The sequence below is a fragment of the Streptomyces sp. NRRL S-1022 genome (genome assembly GCF_000720135.1).
Classification (GTDB): domain Bacteria; phylum Actinomycetota; class Actinomycetes; order Streptomycetales; family Streptomycetaceae; genus Streptomyces.
In genome coordinates, this window is the sequence record NZ_JOIU01000014.1 from 1 (window position 1) to 16843 (window position 16843).

The 16843-nt window shown below is 74.7% G+C and carries 18 protein-coding genes and 1 pseudogene; 5 read left to right on the forward strand and 14 right to left on the reverse strand.

What is annotated here, in order from left to right; all coding sequences use genetic code 11:
- Positions 1 to 338: 338 nt before the first annotated feature.
- From IG05_RS50625 to IG05_RS0120310, 7 genes and pseudogenes are all read right to left on the reverse strand, one after another.
- A pseudogene (locus IG05_RS50625) lies at positions 339 to 744 on the reverse strand (hypothetical protein); the annotation flags it as partial.
- Positions 711 to 914: a hypothetical protein gene (locus IG05_RS48440; protein ID WP_030344501.1), complete on the reverse strand. Its 204-nt coding sequence runs from the start codon at positions 912 to 914 to the stop codon at positions 711 to 713. The gene IG05_RS48440 and the pseudogene IG05_RS50625, both read right to left, overlap by 34 nt.
- Before the next feature lie 362 nt (positions 915 to 1276).
- Positions 1277 to 2242 carry a pirin family protein gene (locus tag IG05_RS0120290; protein ID WP_030344504.1) on the reverse strand — a complete coding sequence of 322 codons (966 nt, stop codon included), beginning with the start codon at positions 2240 to 2242 and terminating at the stop codon, positions 1277 to 1279.
- A gap of 52 nt (positions 2243 to 2294) precedes the next feature.
- Positions 2295 to 2648 (reverse strand): hypothetical protein, encoded by a 354-nt coding sequence (locus IG05_RS0120295; protein WP_030344506.1) that lies wholly within the window; start codon positions 2646 to 2648, stop codon positions 2295 to 2297.
- A complete protein-coding gene (locus tag IG05_RS0120300; protein ID WP_030344508.1) occupies positions 2645 to 3310 on the reverse strand; it encodes an RNA polymerase sigma factor in 666 nt (221 codons plus the stop codon). The genes IG05_RS0120295 and IG05_RS0120300 overlap by 4 nt, the downstream gene beginning before the upstream one ends.
- Positions 3311 to 3375: 65 nt before the next feature.
- Entirely contained in the window at positions 3376 to 3810 is a 435-nt protein-coding gene (locus IG05_RS0120305; protein ID WP_030344510.1) for a hypothetical protein, read from the reverse strand.
- Between the two features lie 365 nt (positions 3811 to 4175).
- On the reverse strand, positions 4176 to 4871 hold the full coding sequence (locus IG05_RS0120310) for a type 1 glutamine amidotransferase domain-containing protein (RefSeq protein WP_030344512.1): 696 nt from the start codon (positions 4869 to 4871) through the stop codon (positions 4176 to 4178).
- A 170-nt stretch (positions 4872 to 5041) separates the two neighbouring features.
- On the opposite strand from IG05_RS0120310, the gene IG05_RS0120315 reads away from it, so the two are divergent.
- Both IG05_RS0120315 and IG05_RS0120320 read left to right on the forward strand, forming a co-directional pair.
- A complete protein-coding gene (locus tag IG05_RS0120315) occupies positions 5042 to 5986 on the forward strand; it encodes a LysR family transcriptional regulator (protein ID WP_030344515.1) in 945 nt (314 codons plus the stop codon).
- A gap of 400 nt (positions 5987 to 6386) precedes the next feature.
- Positions 6387 to 6743: a cupin domain-containing protein gene (locus IG05_RS0120320; protein WP_030344517.1), complete on the forward strand. Its 357-nt coding sequence runs from the start codon at positions 6387 to 6389 to the stop codon at positions 6741 to 6743.
- A 95-nt stretch (positions 6744 to 6838) separates the two neighbouring features.
- Here IG05_RS0120320 and IG05_RS0120325 read toward each other — a convergent pair whose 3' ends face one another.
- The 3 genes from IG05_RS0120325 to IG05_RS0120335 form a co-directional block, all read right to left on the reverse strand.
- Positions 6839 to 7819: a D-cysteine desulfhydrase family protein gene (locus tag IG05_RS0120325; RefSeq protein WP_030344519.1), complete on the reverse strand. Its 981-nt coding sequence runs from the start codon at positions 7817 to 7819 to the stop codon at positions 6839 to 6841.
- A 63-nt stretch (positions 7820 to 7882) separates the two neighbouring features.
- On the reverse strand, positions 7883 to 9235 hold the full coding sequence (locus tag IG05_RS0120330; protein ID WP_030344521.1) for a vWA domain-containing protein: 1353 nt from the start codon (positions 9233 to 9235) through the stop codon (positions 7883 to 7885).
- On the reverse strand, positions 9232 to 10089 hold the full coding sequence (locus IG05_RS0120335; RefSeq protein ID WP_030344523.1) for an AAA family ATPase: 858 nt from the start codon (positions 10087 to 10089) through the stop codon (positions 9232 to 9234). Before IG05_RS0120335 ends, IG05_RS0120330 begins: the two co-directional genes overlap by 4 nt.
- A 212-nt stretch (positions 10090 to 10301) precedes the next feature.
- Here IG05_RS0120335 and IG05_RS0120340 point away from each other — a divergent pair, with 212 nt between their 5' ends.
- The 3 genes from IG05_RS0120340 to IG05_RS0120350 are packed head-to-tail and all read left to right on the forward strand — an operon-like array spanning position 10302 to position 12588.
- Complete coding sequence (locus IG05_RS0120340) at positions 10302 to 10982, forward strand: ABC transporter permease (RefSeq protein ID WP_030344525.1); 681 nt, start codon at positions 10302 to 10304, stop codon at positions 10980 to 10982.
- Complete coding sequence (locus IG05_RS0120345) at positions 10979 to 11650, forward strand: ABC transporter permease (protein WP_030344528.1); 672 nt, start codon at positions 10979 to 10981, stop codon at positions 11648 to 11650. The genes IG05_RS0120340 and IG05_RS0120345 overlap by 4 nt, the downstream gene beginning before the upstream one ends.
- On the forward strand, positions 11647 to 12588 hold the full coding sequence (locus IG05_RS0120350) for an ABC transporter substrate-binding protein (RefSeq protein ID WP_030344530.1): 942 nt from the start codon (positions 11647 to 11649) through the stop codon (positions 12586 to 12588). Before IG05_RS0120345 ends, IG05_RS0120350 begins: the two co-directional genes overlap by 4 nt.
- A 6-nt stretch (positions 12589 to 12594) precedes the next feature.
- On the opposite strand, the gene IG05_RS0120355 is transcribed toward IG05_RS0120350, so the two are convergent.
- The 4 genes from IG05_RS0120355 to IG05_RS0120370 form a co-directional block, all read right to left on the reverse strand.
- Positions 12595 to 13749 carry an ABC transporter ATP-binding protein gene (locus tag IG05_RS0120355; RefSeq protein WP_030344532.1) on the reverse strand — a complete coding sequence of 385 codons (1155 nt, stop codon included), beginning with the start codon at positions 13747 to 13749 and terminating at the stop codon, positions 12595 to 12597.
- Positions 13750 to 13926: 177 nt separating this feature from the next.
- Entirely contained in the window at positions 13927 to 14568 is a 642-nt protein-coding gene (locus tag IG05_RS0120360; RefSeq protein ID WP_030344534.1) for a LutC/YkgG family protein, read from the reverse strand.
- On the reverse strand, positions 14565 to 16043 hold the full coding sequence (locus IG05_RS0120365) for a LutB/LldF family L-lactate oxidation iron-sulfur protein (protein WP_030344536.1): 1479 nt from the start codon (positions 16041 to 16043) through the stop codon (positions 14565 to 14567). The genes IG05_RS0120360 and IG05_RS0120365 overlap by 4 nt, the downstream gene beginning before the upstream one ends.
- Complete coding sequence (locus IG05_RS0120370; protein WP_030344539.1) at positions 16040 to 16795, reverse strand: (Fe-S)-binding protein; 756 nt, start codon at positions 16793 to 16795, stop codon at positions 16040 to 16042. Before IG05_RS0120370 ends, IG05_RS0120365 begins: the two co-directional genes overlap by 4 nt.
- Between the last annotated feature and the right edge of the window lie 48 nt (positions 16796 to 16843).

The window sequence follows — 16843 nt, forward strand, 5'->3', positions numbered from 1 at the left end:
GTGTGCGGTGCAGCTTAGACACCTCCACCACACCGGAGGTCTTCGCCATGATCAAGACCCCGGCCCTGTTAACAACGCTCGTGATCAATACACCTAGGCCGCTGACCGCACCAGCGGGTGACGGAACCGTACCCGGGCCCCGAACTCGATCAGCCCCGCCTCCTCCGCCGCCGCCCCCGCGTCCGCGGCGATCCCCAGCCGCCCGGCCGCGCGCCACAGCAGGATCCCGTCACCCGACGGGTCGGCGGCCGCCACCAACAGCCATCGCCGTGCCGCGCGGGGCACCGACTCAAGCCGCCGGACGAAGCCCTGCTCGATGCGGCCGGCCACCCGCCCCCCGTCGGGCAGCGCGAATCCGCCCGCCAGTTCGGCCGGCGTCAACTGCCCGGGCAGTTCCAGCAGCGCCAGCGGATTTCCCCGGGCCTCGGCCACGATCCGGTCCCGCACCCGCTCGTCCAACGGCCCGTGGATCGTCGACGCCAGCACCAGGCGAGCGTCGGCATCACCGAGCCCCTCGACCACCAGCTCCGGCAGCCCACGCAGCTCCCAGTCCTCGCTTGGCTCCCGCACGGCGAAGACCACGGCCACCGGATCGGCCAGCAGGCGCCGCGCCGCGAACGCCAGGGCCTGCACCGACGCCCGATCGAGCCACTGGGCATCGTCGGTCGGGCACACCAGAGGCCGCTCCGCAGACGCCTCGGACAGCAGCGTCAAGACCGCCAGGCCGACCAGGAACCGGTCCGGGGCGCCCCCTCGGATTCGATACCCCCGACCCGGGCGATGCCGCACCCCGTCGCCCGCCGGCCCGCGTGCTCCAGCGGGGCCGTCATGCCCATCCCCGGCTCGCCCCGCAGGACCAGCACGGCACTCCGGCACCACTCCCAGCTGCGCGGCGAGGCGGGAGACGGGATCATCCTCGGGGCCTCCCCACCGGGTCACCTGAGCCAGAACCTCGCTGCGGCGGACGGCGCTCCACGATCAGGACAGTGGCCGGCGTTGAGGCGGCTGTCCTGGTGAAGCCCATGACCGCAGAACCACTACCGGCTGCCGACACGGCCCCGTACGCGCCCCGTGTTGGCTTCGCAGCGTGGCGACATCACCTCGCCCAGATCCTGACGAGCTATCAGGAAAGGCGGCATTGGGTCAGCATCCGTCCGACCAAAGCTGCTCACAGATGGCCGCACCTCGGAATCGCGGACAGCCTCGGAGGCGTCCGCTCGGCAGTCCCTGAGAGGGCTCCCGCTACAGACTGTCGTTGTGAGACAACTGCCGCAGGTCAGCGCACCCTTCCTCGGGGTTTCATCGGCACTTCCGGCAGTTGAGGTGCGGGCAGCGGGGCTCCGGCGTAGCCCTTCACCTCGCCGAAGCGGGTCCCCTTCACCCAGTCCTGGCGAGCCTGGACGATCTCCGCCTGGGACCGCCCGACGAAGTTCCACCACATGACCAGTTCCTCGGCGAACGGCTCGCCGCCCAGGAGCATGATCCCGGCGTCCGACTCGGCCCGCAGCGGGAGTTCGGAGCGGCCGCAGCCGAGGTAGAGCAGGGAGCCGGGCAGTACCGGAACCCCGTCCACGTGCACCTCGCCGGACATGGCCAGCACGCCGTACTCGAAGTCCGGCTCCAGGGGGAGGCGGGCCTCGGCGCCCCGGCGCAGGGCGAGGTCGGCGCCGACGATCGGGGTGTACGCCGTACCGGGGGAGCGGGCGCCGTCCAGGTCGCCGAGGATCACCGTGGCGGTCAGGCCGGGCGCGGTCGCCGTGGGCAGCTCAGGGTGGTACTCGAACGACGGTTCCGTGTGCCGGTGCTCGTCGGGCAGCGCCACCCACAGCTGGGCGCCGTGCAGGAGGCGGGCGTGCGGGCGGGGGCTCTCCTCGGAGTGGCTGATCGCCCGGCCCGAGGTCATCAGGCCCAGCTGCCGGGGCCCGATCGTCTGCAGGCTGCCGGTCGAGTCCCGGTGCAGCACCTCGCCCTCGTGCAGCCAGCTGACCGTCTGCAACCCGGTGTGCGGATGCGGCGGGACCTGCATGCCGGGCTCGTCGGCGATGTCGTCCGGGCCGTAGTGGTCGACGAAGGCCCACGCGCCGATCATGCGCCGGCCGAGGTTCGGCAGCAGCCGGCGCACCTCGGCCGACTCGCCCGGTTTCACGTGACGGGGACTCAGCAACTCGCGGACGGGTTCGGCGACGACGAATCCGCGGCCGCCGCAGACACTGGGCACGGGCGCGCGGTCAAGGTTGCTCATGACGCACAACCTAGCGCTCCGCGCGCTGCGCAGGAGGGGGCGCGGGAGCGGTTCACCGGTGTGGTGCGCTCGGGGACGGCTGGGCCGTGGACGGGCGCACCGGGCTCGGTACCGGGCTCGGCACCGAGGACGGCGTGCCGGTCGGGGGACGGGGGGAGCGGGCGGGCCCGGCCGGGTGGGACGGGCCGCCGCGTGTCGTGAAGAACACCAGCGCGGCCACGGCGGCCAGGGCCAGCACGCCCGCCACCGCCCGGCGCACCAGCACCCGCCGGGGCCGTACCGCACCGGCCGGCGGGCGCAGCGGCCGCAGGTCGGCCGGGCCGACCGAGTCCGCCCGCGCGGCCAGGGCGGCCCGCAGCCGCTCCTCGACCGGCGTCGCCGTGCTCCGCGTACCGGACTCGTTCATCGCAGCCCCTCCAGACGCCGGCCCAGGGCGTCCAGCGCCCTGCTGGCCGTGGACTTGACGGCTCCGCGCGACAGACCGAGCGTCGTCGCGATCTCGGCCTCGGTCAGATGGGACCAGTAGCGCAGCACCAGCACCTCCCGCTGCCGCCGGGTCAGCGTGCGCAGCGCCGCCAGCACCTCCCGGTGGTCCTCGTGCAGCAGCACGTCCTCCTCCGGGGCGGGCGCGTGCCCCTCGGGCGCGGGGGTGTACGCCCGTACGGTCCGGCGCCGGCGCAGCACCGAGCGGGCCGCGTTGACGACACTGGTCCGCAGGTACGCCTCCGGGTCGTCCAGCGCCGCGAGCCGGTGGCCGTGGCGCCGGAACAGCGCGGTGAAGGCGTCCTGCACGACGTCCTCGGCCGTGGGCAGGTCGTCCACGAGGAGCACCGCCAGGCGGACGAGGGACAGCCGTCGGTGGTGGTACAACTCCTCGATGTCCGGCGGGGGTACGGCGTCGGCGGCGGACCCGGTGCCGCGGGGCGCGGTGGGGGACGGGTCCGTGCGGATGCGGGCGAGGACGCGGACCGGAAGCAGCTGCGCGAGACGTCGTCGGCGGGCGGGGTCCTTCCAGGGGCCGGTCCGTTCCCAGGGCAGGGCCGTCGCCGGTGGTGTCGCTGTCGTCATGGCTCTCCCCGGCCGGGTGGGAGGGGAGCCGCCGCGCGACGGCTCCCCTCCCACCCGGCCCTGCCTCAGTGCTGCTGCGGAACCGGCGCCGGCGTGGCGTGACGGTGGTGGTGGTGCGGTACGGGCGCCGGGTGCCGGGGCGCGGGGGCGGACGGCACCGGGCGTGGGGCGGCCGGCACGGGTGAGGGGGTGGCCGTGGCGGGTGCCGGTGCGGGGCTCGTCGGCCGTACGGGCGAGGGCACGGGGGACGGGGTGCCGGTGCGGGCCGGGGACGGGACCGGGGAGGGGGTGCCCGTGCGGACCGGGGACGGTACCGGGGAGGGGGTCGCGTGGGCGCGCGCCGGTGCGGGGGCGGGGTGGTCCGCCGGGTGGCCGCCGTCCTGGGCCGCCTGGGCGGTCAGCGTGCCGGCGACGGCCAGGGCCGCGCCTACGGCGGAGACCCCCAGGGCGGCCCGCAGCCGGCGGGAGCGGTTCGGACGCGGGGTTCGGTGTGCGGACATGGGTTCCTTCGGTGGCTCGGGGTCGGACATCTGGTCGAAGCGGAGGCCTCCACCCCGACAGACGCCCGACCCCGGGCGAGGTTGCAGGTGACGGCCGACGAATTCTCCGCGCCCGGCGATCCCGCCGACCGCCGCTGTCCGGCGACCCCGCCGACCGTCACCGGCCCCCGGGGCCGTCAGCCCCGTCGCAGGCCGCCGCCGTCGCCCGGGGCCGTCAGCCCCGCCGTCACCCGCGGCCTTCGCCCCGTCATAGCCTGCCGCCGTCACCCGCGGCCCTCACCCGCGGCCGTCAGCCCCGCCGTCACCCGCCGCCGTCTCCCGGGGCCTCACCCCCGACGTAGCCCGCCGCCGTCCCCCGGCAGCTTTCAGCCCAGCCGCTTCAGCAGTTCCTCGGCGACCGGAGCCGAGGATGCCGGGTTCTGGCCGGTGATCAGGTTGCGGTCCACCACGACGTGCGGTGCCCACGGCTCGCCCGCGCGCACGTCGACGCCCGCCTCGGTCAGCCGGTCCTGGAGCAGCCACTCGGCCTGGCCGGCGAGGCCGCCCTGGGTCTCCTCCTCGTTGGTGAAGGCCGCCGCGCGGTACCCGGCGAAGGCGTTGGTGCCGTCGGGGCGGACCGCGGCGAGCAGCGCGGCCGGACCGTGGCAGACCACGGCCAGGGGCTTGCCCGAGTCCAGGGCCGACACCAGCAGCCGGCCCGACTCGGCGTCGACGGCCAGGTCCTCCATGGGGCCGTGCCCGCCCGGGTAGAACACGGCGGCGAAGTCGCCGAGGTCGACCTCCGCGAGCTTCACGGGCGTGCGCAGTTCGGTCATCTCCTCCAGCGCACGGGCGACCTCGGCGGCGCCCTCCTCGCCGCCGTTGAACTCGGGCGCCAGGCTCGCCCGGTCGACCGGCGGCACCACACCGCCCGGCGTGGCGACGACGACCTCGTGCCCGGCGGCCTTGACGGCGCGGTACGGGATCACGGCCTCCTCGGCCCAGAAGCCGGTGGGGTGCGTGGTGCCGTCGGCGAGCGTCCACTGATCGGCGCCGGTCATCACGAACAGGATCTTCGACATGGGGTCCCTCTTCACAGCGTGCGTCTTCGGAAACGGGCGCGTCCGCGGAAACGTGCGTCCGCAGGAAAGAACGTAGGCGGCCCGACCCATCGGGATCCAATGAAGGATCCAATGGCTGACATTGGATTCCCTATGGGACGGCGGGAATACCGGCCGGTGATACTCGGACCGTGGAGACCGCTTCCCTCGACCTGAACCTGCTGCGCACCTTCCTCGCGGTGTACCGCTCCGGCTCCTTCACCGGCGCCGCCCGCCTGCTCGGCCTGTCCCAGCCGACGGTGACGACGCAGATGCGCGCGCTGGAACGGCAGACCGGCCGGGAGCTGTTCGAACGGCTGCCGCGCGGGGTCACGCCGACCCCCGTGGCCGACGAACTGGCGGCCCGTGTCGCCGCGCCGCTGGACGAGCTCGCGGCCGTCGCCGGCCCCACTCCGCCGGCCGGGACCGGAGCCGAACCGGTGCACCTGGCCGGCCCGGCGGAACTGCTGTGCACCATGGTCCTGCCGGCCCTCGCGCCGCTGGTCGCCGAGGGCGTACGGCTGCGGGTGGCGACCGGGCTGACTGATCCGCTGCTGGACGAACTGCGGGCCGGCCGCCACGACCTGGTGATCGCCACCACCCGCCCACGCGGCCGCACCCTGCACGCCGTTGCGCTCACCGACGAGGAGTTCGTGCTGGTCGCGGCGCCGGTCTGGGCCGAGCGGCTGACGGACCGCCTGCGCGCGACGGGATCCGAGGGCCGGGAACCGGGCGCGCAGGGGGCCTTCGACCCCGCCGTCCTGCAAGGTGTCCCGCTGCTCACCTACGCCGAGGACCTGCCGATCACCCGCCGCTACTGGCGGCACGTCTTCGGCCGGCGCCTGTCCCGTACCGCCGCGGTGACCGTGCCGGACCTGCGCGGGGTCCTCACGGCCGTGGCCGCGGGCGCCGGGTTCGGCGTGCTGCCCCGCTACCTGTGCCAGGACCTGCTGGAGTCGGGCGCGCTCGTGGCGCTGCTGGAACCGGAGGACCCGCCGATCAACACCGGCTTCCTCGTCCAGCGGCCCGGCGCCTCCGACAACCCGGACGTGGCCCGCGTCCGCGCGCTGCTGCTGCGGGCGGCGCGCGGCTGGTGACCGCCCGGCCCCCGGCCTCCGCCCCACCCCGCCCCCTGGCCCACCCCGGCCGGCAGCCCGCCTCCGCCGGTCACCTCCGGGCGAGCGGGTGGGACACCCGACATCCGGCACTCCGGCGGCAACTCCCGCGCCGCCGCCTCGTGTCGCGCGCCCGGACCGGACAGCACCGCCTCGTCGGACTCCGGCCCGCTCCGGCAGCACAGCGGCTGCCCGGGCAGGGGGCGCAGGGCGGATCCGACCTGACATCGTTCTCCCGCGCCCCTGGATGGCGGGGCCGGGTCGCCGGGCCGACCATGGGGGTGGGGCACGGCCGCCGCCGCAGCACCGGCGCCGTCCGAGGCCGCCGGGGGACGGAGGCCGGCCCCGGCCGCGGTCAGCGGCCGGAAGGGAGGACACCGTCATGCTGGAAGTGAAGACGGTCGAGAAGCCGGACGAACGGCGCGACTTCCCCCGCGGCCACCTCGAAGCACTCCACCTGACCGGGCTCGACTTCGCGGTGGGCACCTTCGAACCGGGCTGGCGCTGGTCGGAGTCGGTGGCACCGATCGCGGGCACCGGGAGCTGCATGGTCCACCACAACGGGTACGTCGTGCAGGGACGGATGCACCTGCGCATGGACGACGGCGGTGAGGGCGAGGTCGGCCCCGGCGACGTCTTCGTCTGCCCGCCGGGCCACGACGCCTGGGTGGTCGGTGACGAGCAGGTCGTCGTCCTGGACTTCGCCGGGACGATGGCGAACGAGTACGCGAAGGGCTAGCCGGACGCCGGCGACCGTCCGCGCGTCTCCACCGCCGGGCCGCACCGGGTGCGGCCCGGCGGCCTGTCCGCAAGCCCGGTAGGTCCGTGACGTCGTCAGTCCGTGACGTCGAAGATCTCCGCTTCCTCCTCCGCGAACCCGACGGCGTCCGGGTGGCCGAACAGGCCCGGGAGGCCGCCCGTGTGGAGCAGCACCGTCTTCTCGCCGGGGCGGACCGTGCCGTCGGCGACCGCCGCGCGCAGGCCGGCCAGGGCCCGGCCCGTGTAGACGGGGTCCAGCGGCAGGCCCTCGGTGCGGGCGGCGAGCCGCAGGGCCTCGCGTACCGGACCGGTCAGCGTCGCGTACCCCGCGCCCACCTGGTCCCGGCGGATCCGCAGCCCCTCCCGGGAGACGTGCTCCGTGGTGAGGGGCGCGGCGAACGCGGTCACCGCCGCCGCGGGGTCGGCCAGCGCGCCCACGTCGACGCCCAGTACCGCCCCGCCGCCCAGGGCCGCGACCAGCCCGGCCATCGTGCCGCCCGAGCCGAGCGCCACCACCGCCGTGCGCAGCTCCGGCAGTTGCTCGCGCAGCTCCGCGCCGCAGCGCAGGTAGCCGCGGGCGCCCAGGACGCCGGAACCGCCGAACGGGATCAGCGCCGGGCGGGCACCGCCGGCCCGCAGGCGGGCGCAGACCCCGGCCGCCGCCGCGTCCAGCCCGGCCTGGTCCACCGGCCCGGCCCAGGCCAGCCGGGCCCCGAACAGGCCGTCGAGGGCCAGGTTCCCGGAGCGGGAGGCGCCCGGGGAGCCGCGCAGCACGAGGACGACCGACAGGCCGAGCCGGGCGCCCGCGGCGGCGGTCAGCCGGGCGTGGTTGCTCTGCGGGGCGCCGGTGGTCACCAGCGTGTCCGCGCCCTCGGCGACGGCCGCGCCCACCGTCCACTCCAGCTTGCGGATCTTGTTCCCGCCGCCGCCGAGACCGGTCAGGTCGTCCCGCTTCACCCACAGGTCGTCCGGCCCGAGTCCGAGCGCGGCGGCGAGCCGGGGCGCCGGTTCCAGCGGGGTGGGGAAGGTGCCCAGCGGCACGGGCGGGTGAGTCATGGCGACGCGTCCTCGGGTCGGGTCCGGCGAGGGGGCCAGTGGATCACGGACCGGTGCCCGGCGTCACACCGGCAGCAGCCTCGCGATGAGCCCGCTCAGCTGCCGGGCCGTGCGGCACTCGTGCATCTCGGCCAGCTCGGCGTAGGCGGGCGCGGCCGAGTCGCCGGTGCCCCAGCGGTCGCGCGGCTCGGGGTTCAGCCAGTAGACGCGCCGGGCCCGCCGGGACAGCTCGCGTACGGCGGGCAGGTTGGGGTCGCTCATGTTCGTCCGGGCGTCCCCGAGGACGAACACGGTCGTCCGCGGGCCGACCGCACCGCCGTACCGCTCGGTGAACTCGCCCAGCGCCACGCCGTAGTCGCTGCTGCCGTGCCAGCCGGTGAGCACGGCCTCGGCGCGGATGCGGGCGCTCAGCCCGTCGGGGTCGGCGCGGCCGTGGTCGAGCAGGCCGGTGACCTCGTCGAGCCGGTTGACGAAGGCGAACACGCGCACCTTGCTGAACTGGTCGTGCAGGGCCTGCACGAGGAGCATGGTGAAGTCCGAGAAGCCGGACACCGAGCCGGACACGTCGCAGAGCAGCACCAGTTCGGGGCGGACCGGGCGGCGCCGGCGCAGCACCGGCCGTATCGGCACCCCGCCCGTGGACAGCGAGGAGCGCAGGGTGCGGCGCAGGTCGATCGTGCCGCGCGCGGCCCGGCGGCGGCGCGCGGCGAGCCGGGTGGCCAGCTTGCGCGCCAACGGCTGGACGGCCCTGCGCAGTTCGACGAGCTGGTCCCGGCCGGCGGTCAGGAAGTCGACCCGGTCGGCGGTCGGCCGGACGCCCCGCCGCGCGATCTCGTCCCGCCCGCGCCGCTCCGCGACCCGGCGCCGTGCCTCCGTCCCGACCATCCGCCGGAACTCCTCGATGCGGCGCCGGATCTCGTCGTCCAGCAGCCGGTCCGCGAAGCCGGCGCCGCCGCCGTCCGGGCCCCGGACGTCGGACCGTACCCTGGCCAGCAGGGTCTGCGGGCGCAGCCGGTCCAGGGTCTGGTACGCCGACCAGCCGTCCGAACCGGGTGAACTCCCGTATCCGCCCAGGCCGTCGACGGCTTCCGCCGCCAACCGGGCCAGAAGCGCCCGGTCGTCGGCGGCCAGCGCTTCCGCGAGCCGGTCGCGCAGGGTCTCGCGGTCCGGGGGAGCGCCGTCGGGGCCGCCGACCCCGCGCGGGAAGTACAGGTCGAAGACGGAGTCGAACAGGGCGCGTTGGCCCGGGCCGTGCAGCAGGGTGGCCGCCAGCCCCTCGCGCAGCAGCTCCCGGTCGGCGAGGCCCAGTGCCTCGACGGCCCGGGCCGCGTCCACGGTCTCCCCGGTGCCGATCCGCACCCCGTGCGCGCGCAGTGCCCCGGCGAGGCCCGTGATCCGGCCGGCGACGTCGGTCACAGCGCGTCCAGGTCGAGTTTGGCCGCCGCCTTCTGGATGTCGTCCTGGTGCTTGAGGATCACGCCTAGGGTGTCCCGGACGAGGGTCTCGTCGAGGGTGCCGGCGCCCAGGGCCAGCAGGGTGCGCGCCCAGTCGACGGTCTCGGCGACGGACGGCACCTTGCGCAGGTCCATCGCGCGCAGCGCCCCGACGACCCGGACCACCGACGCGGTCAGCGCCTCGCCGAGGTCCGGCACCTTCAGCCGTACGATCCGCCGCTCCAGCTCCTCCTCCGGGAAGCCGATGTGCAGGAAGAGGCAGCGGCGGCGCAGGGCCTCGGACAGCTCGCGGCCGGCGTTGGAGGTGAGGACGACGAACGGGCGGCGGGTCGCGGTGACCGTGCCCAGCTCCGGGACGGTGACCTGGAAGTCGCTCAGCACCTCCAGCAGCAGCCCCTCCATCTCGACGTCGGCCTTGTCGGTCTCGTCGATGAGCAGCACCGTCGGCTCGTCACCGCGGATGGCGGTGAGCAGCGGGCGGGGCAGGAGGAACTCCTCGCTGAAGATGTCGGTGCGGGTCTCGTCCCAGTTCTCGTCGCGGCCCGCGCTGATGCGCAGCAGCTGTTTGGCGTGGTTCCACTCGTACAGGGCCCGGGACTCGTCCACGCCCTCGTAGCACTGGAGCCGGACCAGCCGGGCCGCGGCGACCTGGGCGACGGCCTTGGCCAGTTCGGTCTTGCCGACCCCGGCCGGGCCCTCGACCAGCAGCGGCTTGCCCAGCCGGGCGGCGAGGAAGACGGTCGTGGCGACGGCGGGCGAGGCGAGGTAGCCGGTCCCGGCGAGGCGGGCGGAGACGTCGTCGACGGACGTGAACAACGGGGCCTCCGGGCGGGTCGGGGAGCGGGCTCCTGGGGGCAGCAACGGCCGAGCCCCTATCTAAGCGCTTGTTCAGCTCCGGCGCCATGGGTCCGAGCCCGGCCGCGGAGCTCCGTGGCGGCGGAACTCCCTGCCGGGGAGCGCCGGGCCGGCTCCCCCGGACGGGCCAGCCCAGCGTGCCGCCGCCGGGGGCCGCCCGGTCCAATGGAGCCGTGACCGCGCCCCCGGACGACTGCCTCGCGCGCAACGCGTGGATCTGCGGCGCCTACCTGAGCACCCGCCGGCAGATCCTGCTCGACGCGGTCGTCCAGCACCTCCAGCTGACCTTCCTGTCGGTCCTGATCGGCCTGCTCGTGGCCCTGCCGCTCGCGGTTATGGCCCGCCGCTGGGGCTGGGCGGCCGGCCCGGTCCTCGCGGTCACGACGGTCCTCTACACCATCCCGTCGCTGGCCATGTTCTCCCTGCTCCTGCCGCTCTACGGCCTCTCGGCCACCCTGGTCGTCGCCGGGCTGGTGCTGTACTCGCTCACCCTGCTCGTCCGCAACATCCTCGCCGGGCTGCGCGCGGTCCCGCAGGAGATCCGGCAGGCCGCGCTCGGCCTCGGCTACGGCCCCGTCCGGCTGCTCCTCACCGTCGAGCTGCCCCTCGCCCTGCCCGCCGCGATGGCCGGCCTGCGCATCGCCACCGTCTCGGCGGTCTCCCTGGTCACGGTCGGCGCGATCGTCGGCTTCGGCGGCCTCGGCAACCTCATCTACGCGGGCATGAACACCTACTTCAAGGCCCAGGTGCTCACCGCCTCCGTGCTGTGCGTGGTCATCGCCGTCGCCGCCGACCTGCTCCTGCTGGGCGTGCAGCGGCTGATCACGCCCTGGACGCGGGCGGCCCGCGGATGAACGCCCTCGCCGCCGCCTGGGACTGGCTCACCGACCCCGCGCACTGGTCGGGCGACGACGGCATCCGGCACCGGCTGTTCCAGCACCTCGTGCTCACCGTCGTCTGCCTGCTGCTCAGCTGCCTGATCGCGCTGCCCGTCGCCCTCGTCCTCGGTCACCTCGGCAGGGGCGGCGCGCTCGCCGTGAACATCTCCAACGTCGGCCGGGCCGTGCCCACCTTCGCCGTCCTGGTGCTGCTGCTCCTGACCCCGGTCGGCAGGTGGGGCGAGGGCCCGACGGTGGTCGCCCTGGTGCTGTTCGCCGTACCGCCGCTGCTCACCAACGCCTACGTCGGCGTGCGCGAGGTCGACCGGAGCGTGGTCCAGGCCGCCCGGGGCATGGGGATGACCGGCCGGCAGGTGCTGTTCCACGTGGAACTGCCCCTTTCGCTCCCCCTGCTCCTGAACGGGGTGCGGATCGCCGCCGTCCAGCTCGTGGCCACCGCCACCATCGCCGCGCTCGCGGGCGGCGGTGGCCTCGGCCGGATCATCACGGCCGGGTTCAACCTCGCCAGCACCCCGATGGTGGTCGCGGGAGCGCTGCTCGTCGCCGGGTTCGCCCTCCTCGTCGAAGGAGTCTTCGAGGCCGTCGAGCGGCTGGCACCGGCGTGGGCCCGGGGCGGCCGGTGAGGGGGCGCACGGCACTCGCCGCGCTCGCGCTCCTCGTGCTGGGCGGCTGCGCCACCGGCCCGGCCCTGGAGCACCGCGGCCAGGTCACCGCACCGCCCGGCGACAGCCGCCACCTGACCATCGGCTCGGCCGGCTTCACCGAGAGCGACCTGCTCGCCCAGCTCTACGCCCAGCTGCTGGACCGGGCCGGCTACCGGACGTCCGTCCTCACCGTCGCCAACCGGGAGCTGTACGAACCGGCCCTGGAGTCCGGCCGGATCGACGTCGTGCCCGAGTACGCGGCCACGTTCGCCGACTGGCTGGGCGCCAAGACGCACGGCGCGGGCGCGCCCCCGGCCGGCTCGCCCGACCTCGCCGCCACGATGCGGGCGCTGCGTGCTCTCGCCGCCCCCCGCGGCCTCACCGTCCTGCCGCCCGGCCGGGCCGTCGACCAGAACGCCTTCGCGGTGACCGCCGCCTACGCCCGCCGGCACCGGCTCAGGACCCTCGGCGACCTCGGCGCCTCCGGACTGAAGGTACGGCTCGCGGCGGGCGACGAGTGCGTGCAGCGGCCGTACTGCGCGCCGGGCCTGCGGAAGGTGTACGGCATCGACATCACCGGCATCGATCCCAAGGGCGTGGGCACCACCCAGGCCAAGCTCGCCGTACAGGCCGGCCGGGACCAGATGGTGCTGACCACCACCACCGACGCCACCCTCGGCTCCTTCGGCCTGGTCCTGCTCGCCGACGACAAGCGGCTGCAGAACGCCGACTACGTCGTCCCGGTCGTCAACCGCTCCCGCGCGGGCGGCCCCGGTGTGGCGAAGGCACTCGGCCGGCTCAACGACGTCCTCACCACCGGCGACCTGGCCGCCATGAACCAGCAGGTCGACAGCTGGCGCCGGCTCCCCGCCGACGTGGCCCGCGCCTATCTGGTGGACAAGGGCCTGCTGAAGTGACCCGCCTCAGGCGTCGGCCACCGAGTCGAACGGCACCTGCCCGCGCGCCACCCCGCGCGCGTCCGCGTCCACCGAGCGGCGCAGCGCCTCGTGCAGTTTCGCCGGGGTCAGCACCCCCAGGAACCGCGCCCCCTCCAGCACGGCGACCCACCCGGCGTCGTACTGGAGCATCACCCCGAACGCCTGCTTCAGCGGGGCGCCGACCGGCACCCAGGCGGTCATCCGGTGGGTCAGCTCCCCGACCGGGCCGCCCGCCACCAGTTCCTCGATGCCGACCCAGCCGCGCAGGTCACCGCCCCGGTCCAGGACCACCGCCCACCGGGCGCCCTCGGCCCGCAGCCGCTCCAGCGCCTGCCCGGCGGGCTCGTCCAGAAGGGCCACCGGCGGCTGTTCCAGGTCGTCCGGTTCGATCGTGGTGACCGACAGTCGCTTCAGCCCGCGGTCGGCCCCCACGAAACCGGCGACGTACGGCGTCGCGGGCGACCCCAGCACCGCGCCGGGCGTGTCGAACTGCTCGATACGGCCCTGTCCGTACACCGCGATGCGGTCGCCGAGCCGGACGGCCTCCTCGATGTCGTGCGTGACCAGCAGCACCGTCTTGCGCACCGCGGCCTGCATGCGCAGGAACTCGTCCTGCAACTGCTCGCGCACCACCGGGTCGACCGCGCCGAACGGCTCGTCCATCAGCAGCACCGGCGGATCCGCGGCCAGCGCCCGCGCCACGCCGACCCGCTGCCGCTGCCCGCCGGACAGCTGCTCCGGGTAGCGCGGCCCGTACGTCGTCGGGTCGAGGCCCACCAGGTCCAGCAGCTCGGCCGCCCGGGCCCGCGCCGCCGCCCGCTTCCAGCCGAGCAGCGCGGGCACGGTCGCGGTGTTGTCCAGGACCGTGCGGTGCGGGAACAGGCCCACCTGCTGGATGACGTACCCGATCCGGCGGCGCAGCCGGACCGGGTCGACGGCCGCGATGTCCTCCCCGCCGACGAGGATCCGGCCCGAGGTGGGCTCGATGAGCCGATTCACCATCATCATCGTGGTCGTCTTGCCGCACCCGGACGGTCCCACGAGCGTGACCAGCTCGCCCTCGGACACCTCGAAGGAGAGGTCGTCCACGGCCGTAGTACCGTCCGGGTACCGCTTGGTGACCTGCTCGAACCGGATCATTCCCTCACGCTACGGCAGCCACTGCCGGGTCTCATCCCGCCATGGCCCGGCCGGCGGACAGCGGCGCTCACCGCCCGGACGTGAGCACGATCTCGCCGTACTGGGCGCCCGCCTCCATGTACCGGTGGGCCTGGACCGGCAAAGTACGACGACTGTCAAACTACGACGGCGGCGGGGTCAGCCGAGCAGGATCACCTCCAGGGTGCGCGGGCCGTGCACGCCCTCCACCCGGTCCAGTTCGATGTCGCTGGTGGCCGACGGACCCGAGATCCATGTCAACGGCCGGACGGGATCCAGGCGTTCGAGGGCCTGCGGGACCGACGAGACGACCTGGTCCGGGACACGGACGACACAGATGTGGTGGTCCGGGACGAGCGTGATGCGGCGCCGGCCCTGGTCCGGGGAGCCGTCCAGGACGATCGTGCCGGTCTCGGCGATCGCCACGGCGCAGCCCGTCACCACGCTGTCGACCCGGTCCAGCCGCTGCGGAGTGTCCGCCGCCCGGTCGTCGATCCGCACGCAATCGGCGGCCGACAGCCACTGCGGCGGCAGCCCCGGCGGGACCAGCACCTCCCGGGAACCCCGCTCGGCCAGCAGCCGCATGACCAGCAGCGGCAGCTCCCCGGCGTCGGCGCGGTGCACGATCGCCCGGTAGTCCGCCAGGTTCTCCGCGAGCAGCTCCACCGTCTGCTCGACGGTCCGCTCCCCGTGCTCGCGCAGATAGTCCCGCGGCACAGCCTCCTCGTACGGCCGCTCCTGCGGCGTCACGTCCGCCAGTGCGCGCCGCACCCGGCCCAGGACCCGTTCCCTGCTGCTCACTTGGTGCCGTCCTTTCCGCCGTGCGTGCGCTGCCACCAGTCCCGGAAGGGTTCCGGCGGCACGGCCGGCAGGTCCCGGGTGCCGCTCCAGGCCCGGCCGGGGCCCGGCAGCGCGCGGGGGTGCAGCCGGCGGGTCCGGGAGGCCAGCCGCTGGCCGGTGCGCAGGGCGCCCGGGTGGGTGAACGCCCAGCGTGCCGCCCGCATCGCCGCCCGCTCGGCCGCGTGCCCCTTCGCCGGCTGGAGCACCACCTTGTTGCCCTGCCGTACCGCGGGACCGCCCTCCACGACCCGCTCGCGCAGGTGTACCAGCACCTCGGGGATGTCGATGGCGACCGGGCACACCTCGTAGCAGGCCCCGCACAGGCTCGACGCGTACGGCAGCGAGGCGTCGATCTCGCTCTGCGTGCCCCGGAGCTGGGGACTGAGGATGGCGCCGATGGGGCCCGGGTAGACCGAGCCGTAGGCGTGCCCGCCGGCCCGCTCGTACACCGGGCAGACGTTCAGGCAGGCGGAGCAGCGGATGCAGCGCAGGGCCTGGCGGCCGACCTCGTCGGCGAGCGTGTCGGTACGGCCGTTGTCGATCAGGACCAGGTGGAAGGCGCGCGGGCCGTCCCCGTCCGTGGTGCCCGTCCACATGGTGGTGTACGGGTTCATGCGCTCGGCGGTGGAGGACCGGGGGAGGGTCTGCAGGAAGACCTCCAGGTCCCGCCACGAGGGGACGACCTTCTCGATGCCGACGACCGAGATGAGCGTCTCCGGCAGGGTCAGGCACATCCGGCCGTTGCCCTCGGACTCCACCACCACCAGCGTGCCGGTCTCGGCGACCATGAAGTTGGCCCCCGAGATGCCGACCTTCGCGCGCAGGAACTTCTCCCGCAGGTGCAGCCGGGCGGCCTCGGCGAGTTCGGCGGGGGTGTCCGTCAGCCCCTCCGGGGCCGGCCGGCCCCACTCACCCATCTCGGAGCGGAAGATGTCCCGGATCTCGCCCCGGTTGCGGTGGATGGCCGGGACCAGGATGTGCGAGGGGCGGTCCCTGCCCAACTGCACGATCAGCTCGGCGAGATCGGTCTCGTACGCGCGGATGCCCTCGGCCTCCAGGGCTTCGTTGAGGCCGATCTCCTGCGTGGCCATCGACTTGACCTTGACGACCTCCGACTCGCCCGTCTCCTTGACCAGCCGGGCCACGATCCGGTTGGCCTCGCCGGCGTCGGCCGCCCAGTGGACCGTGCCGCCCGCGGCGGTGACCGACTCCTCCAACTGCACGAGGTACCGGTCGAGATGGCGCAGGGTGTGGTCCTTGATCCGGCTGCCCGCCTCGCGCAGGGCCGCCCAGTCGGACAACTCGCCCACCGCCCGGGCCCGTTTGGCGCGGATGGTGTGCGTGGCGTACCGCAGGTTGCCGCGCAGGGTGGGATTGCGGACGGCGTCGCGTGCGGCCTCCGGGAAGGCCGGCATGCCGAGATACGTTCCGCTCATACCGCCGGTTCCTCCTCCGTGCTCGCCAGGATCTCCGCGATGTGCACCGGCCGCATGCCCGTCCGCAGCCGGCTCATCGTGCCGCCGAGGTGCATCAGACAGGAGTTGTCGGCCGCGCACAGCACCTCCGCGCCCGTCGACTCGGCGTTGCGGACCTTGTCCGCGCCCATCGCCGCCGACACCTCGGCGTTCTTCAGCGCGAACGTGCCGCCGAACCCGCAGCACTCCTCGGCACCGGGCAGCTCGACCAGCTCCAGCCCCTTGACGGCCTCCAGCAGCCGGCGCGGCCGGTCACCGAGCCCGAGACCGCGCAGCCCGTGGCAGGTCGGGTGGTAGGTGACCGTGTGCGGGTAGTAGGCGCCGACGTCCGTCACGCCGAGCACGTCCACCAGGAACTCGGTCAGCTCGTACGTCTTCGGCACCACCGGAGCCAGTGTCCGCGCCAGAGAGTCCCCCCGCCCCTCGGCCCGGGCCCGCTCGCCCATGCGCGGATACAGCTCCCGCACCATCGCCCCGCACGAACCGGACGGTGTCACGATCGCCTCGTAGTCGCGGAAGACATCGGAGAATTGCCGGGCCAGCGGCTCGGCCTCATGGCGGTAGCCGGTGTTGTAGTGCGCCTGCCCGCAACAGCTCTGGCCCATCGGGAAGTCGACGTCGACACCCAGTCGGGTCAGCAGCCTCACCACGGCACGCCCGGTGTCCGGATACAGCGTGTCGTTGACACAGGTCAGGAACAGGGCGACACGCATCGCGGCTCCTCGGCGTCGGTCATCGGACGAGTGCAGGGTAGTCGGCGG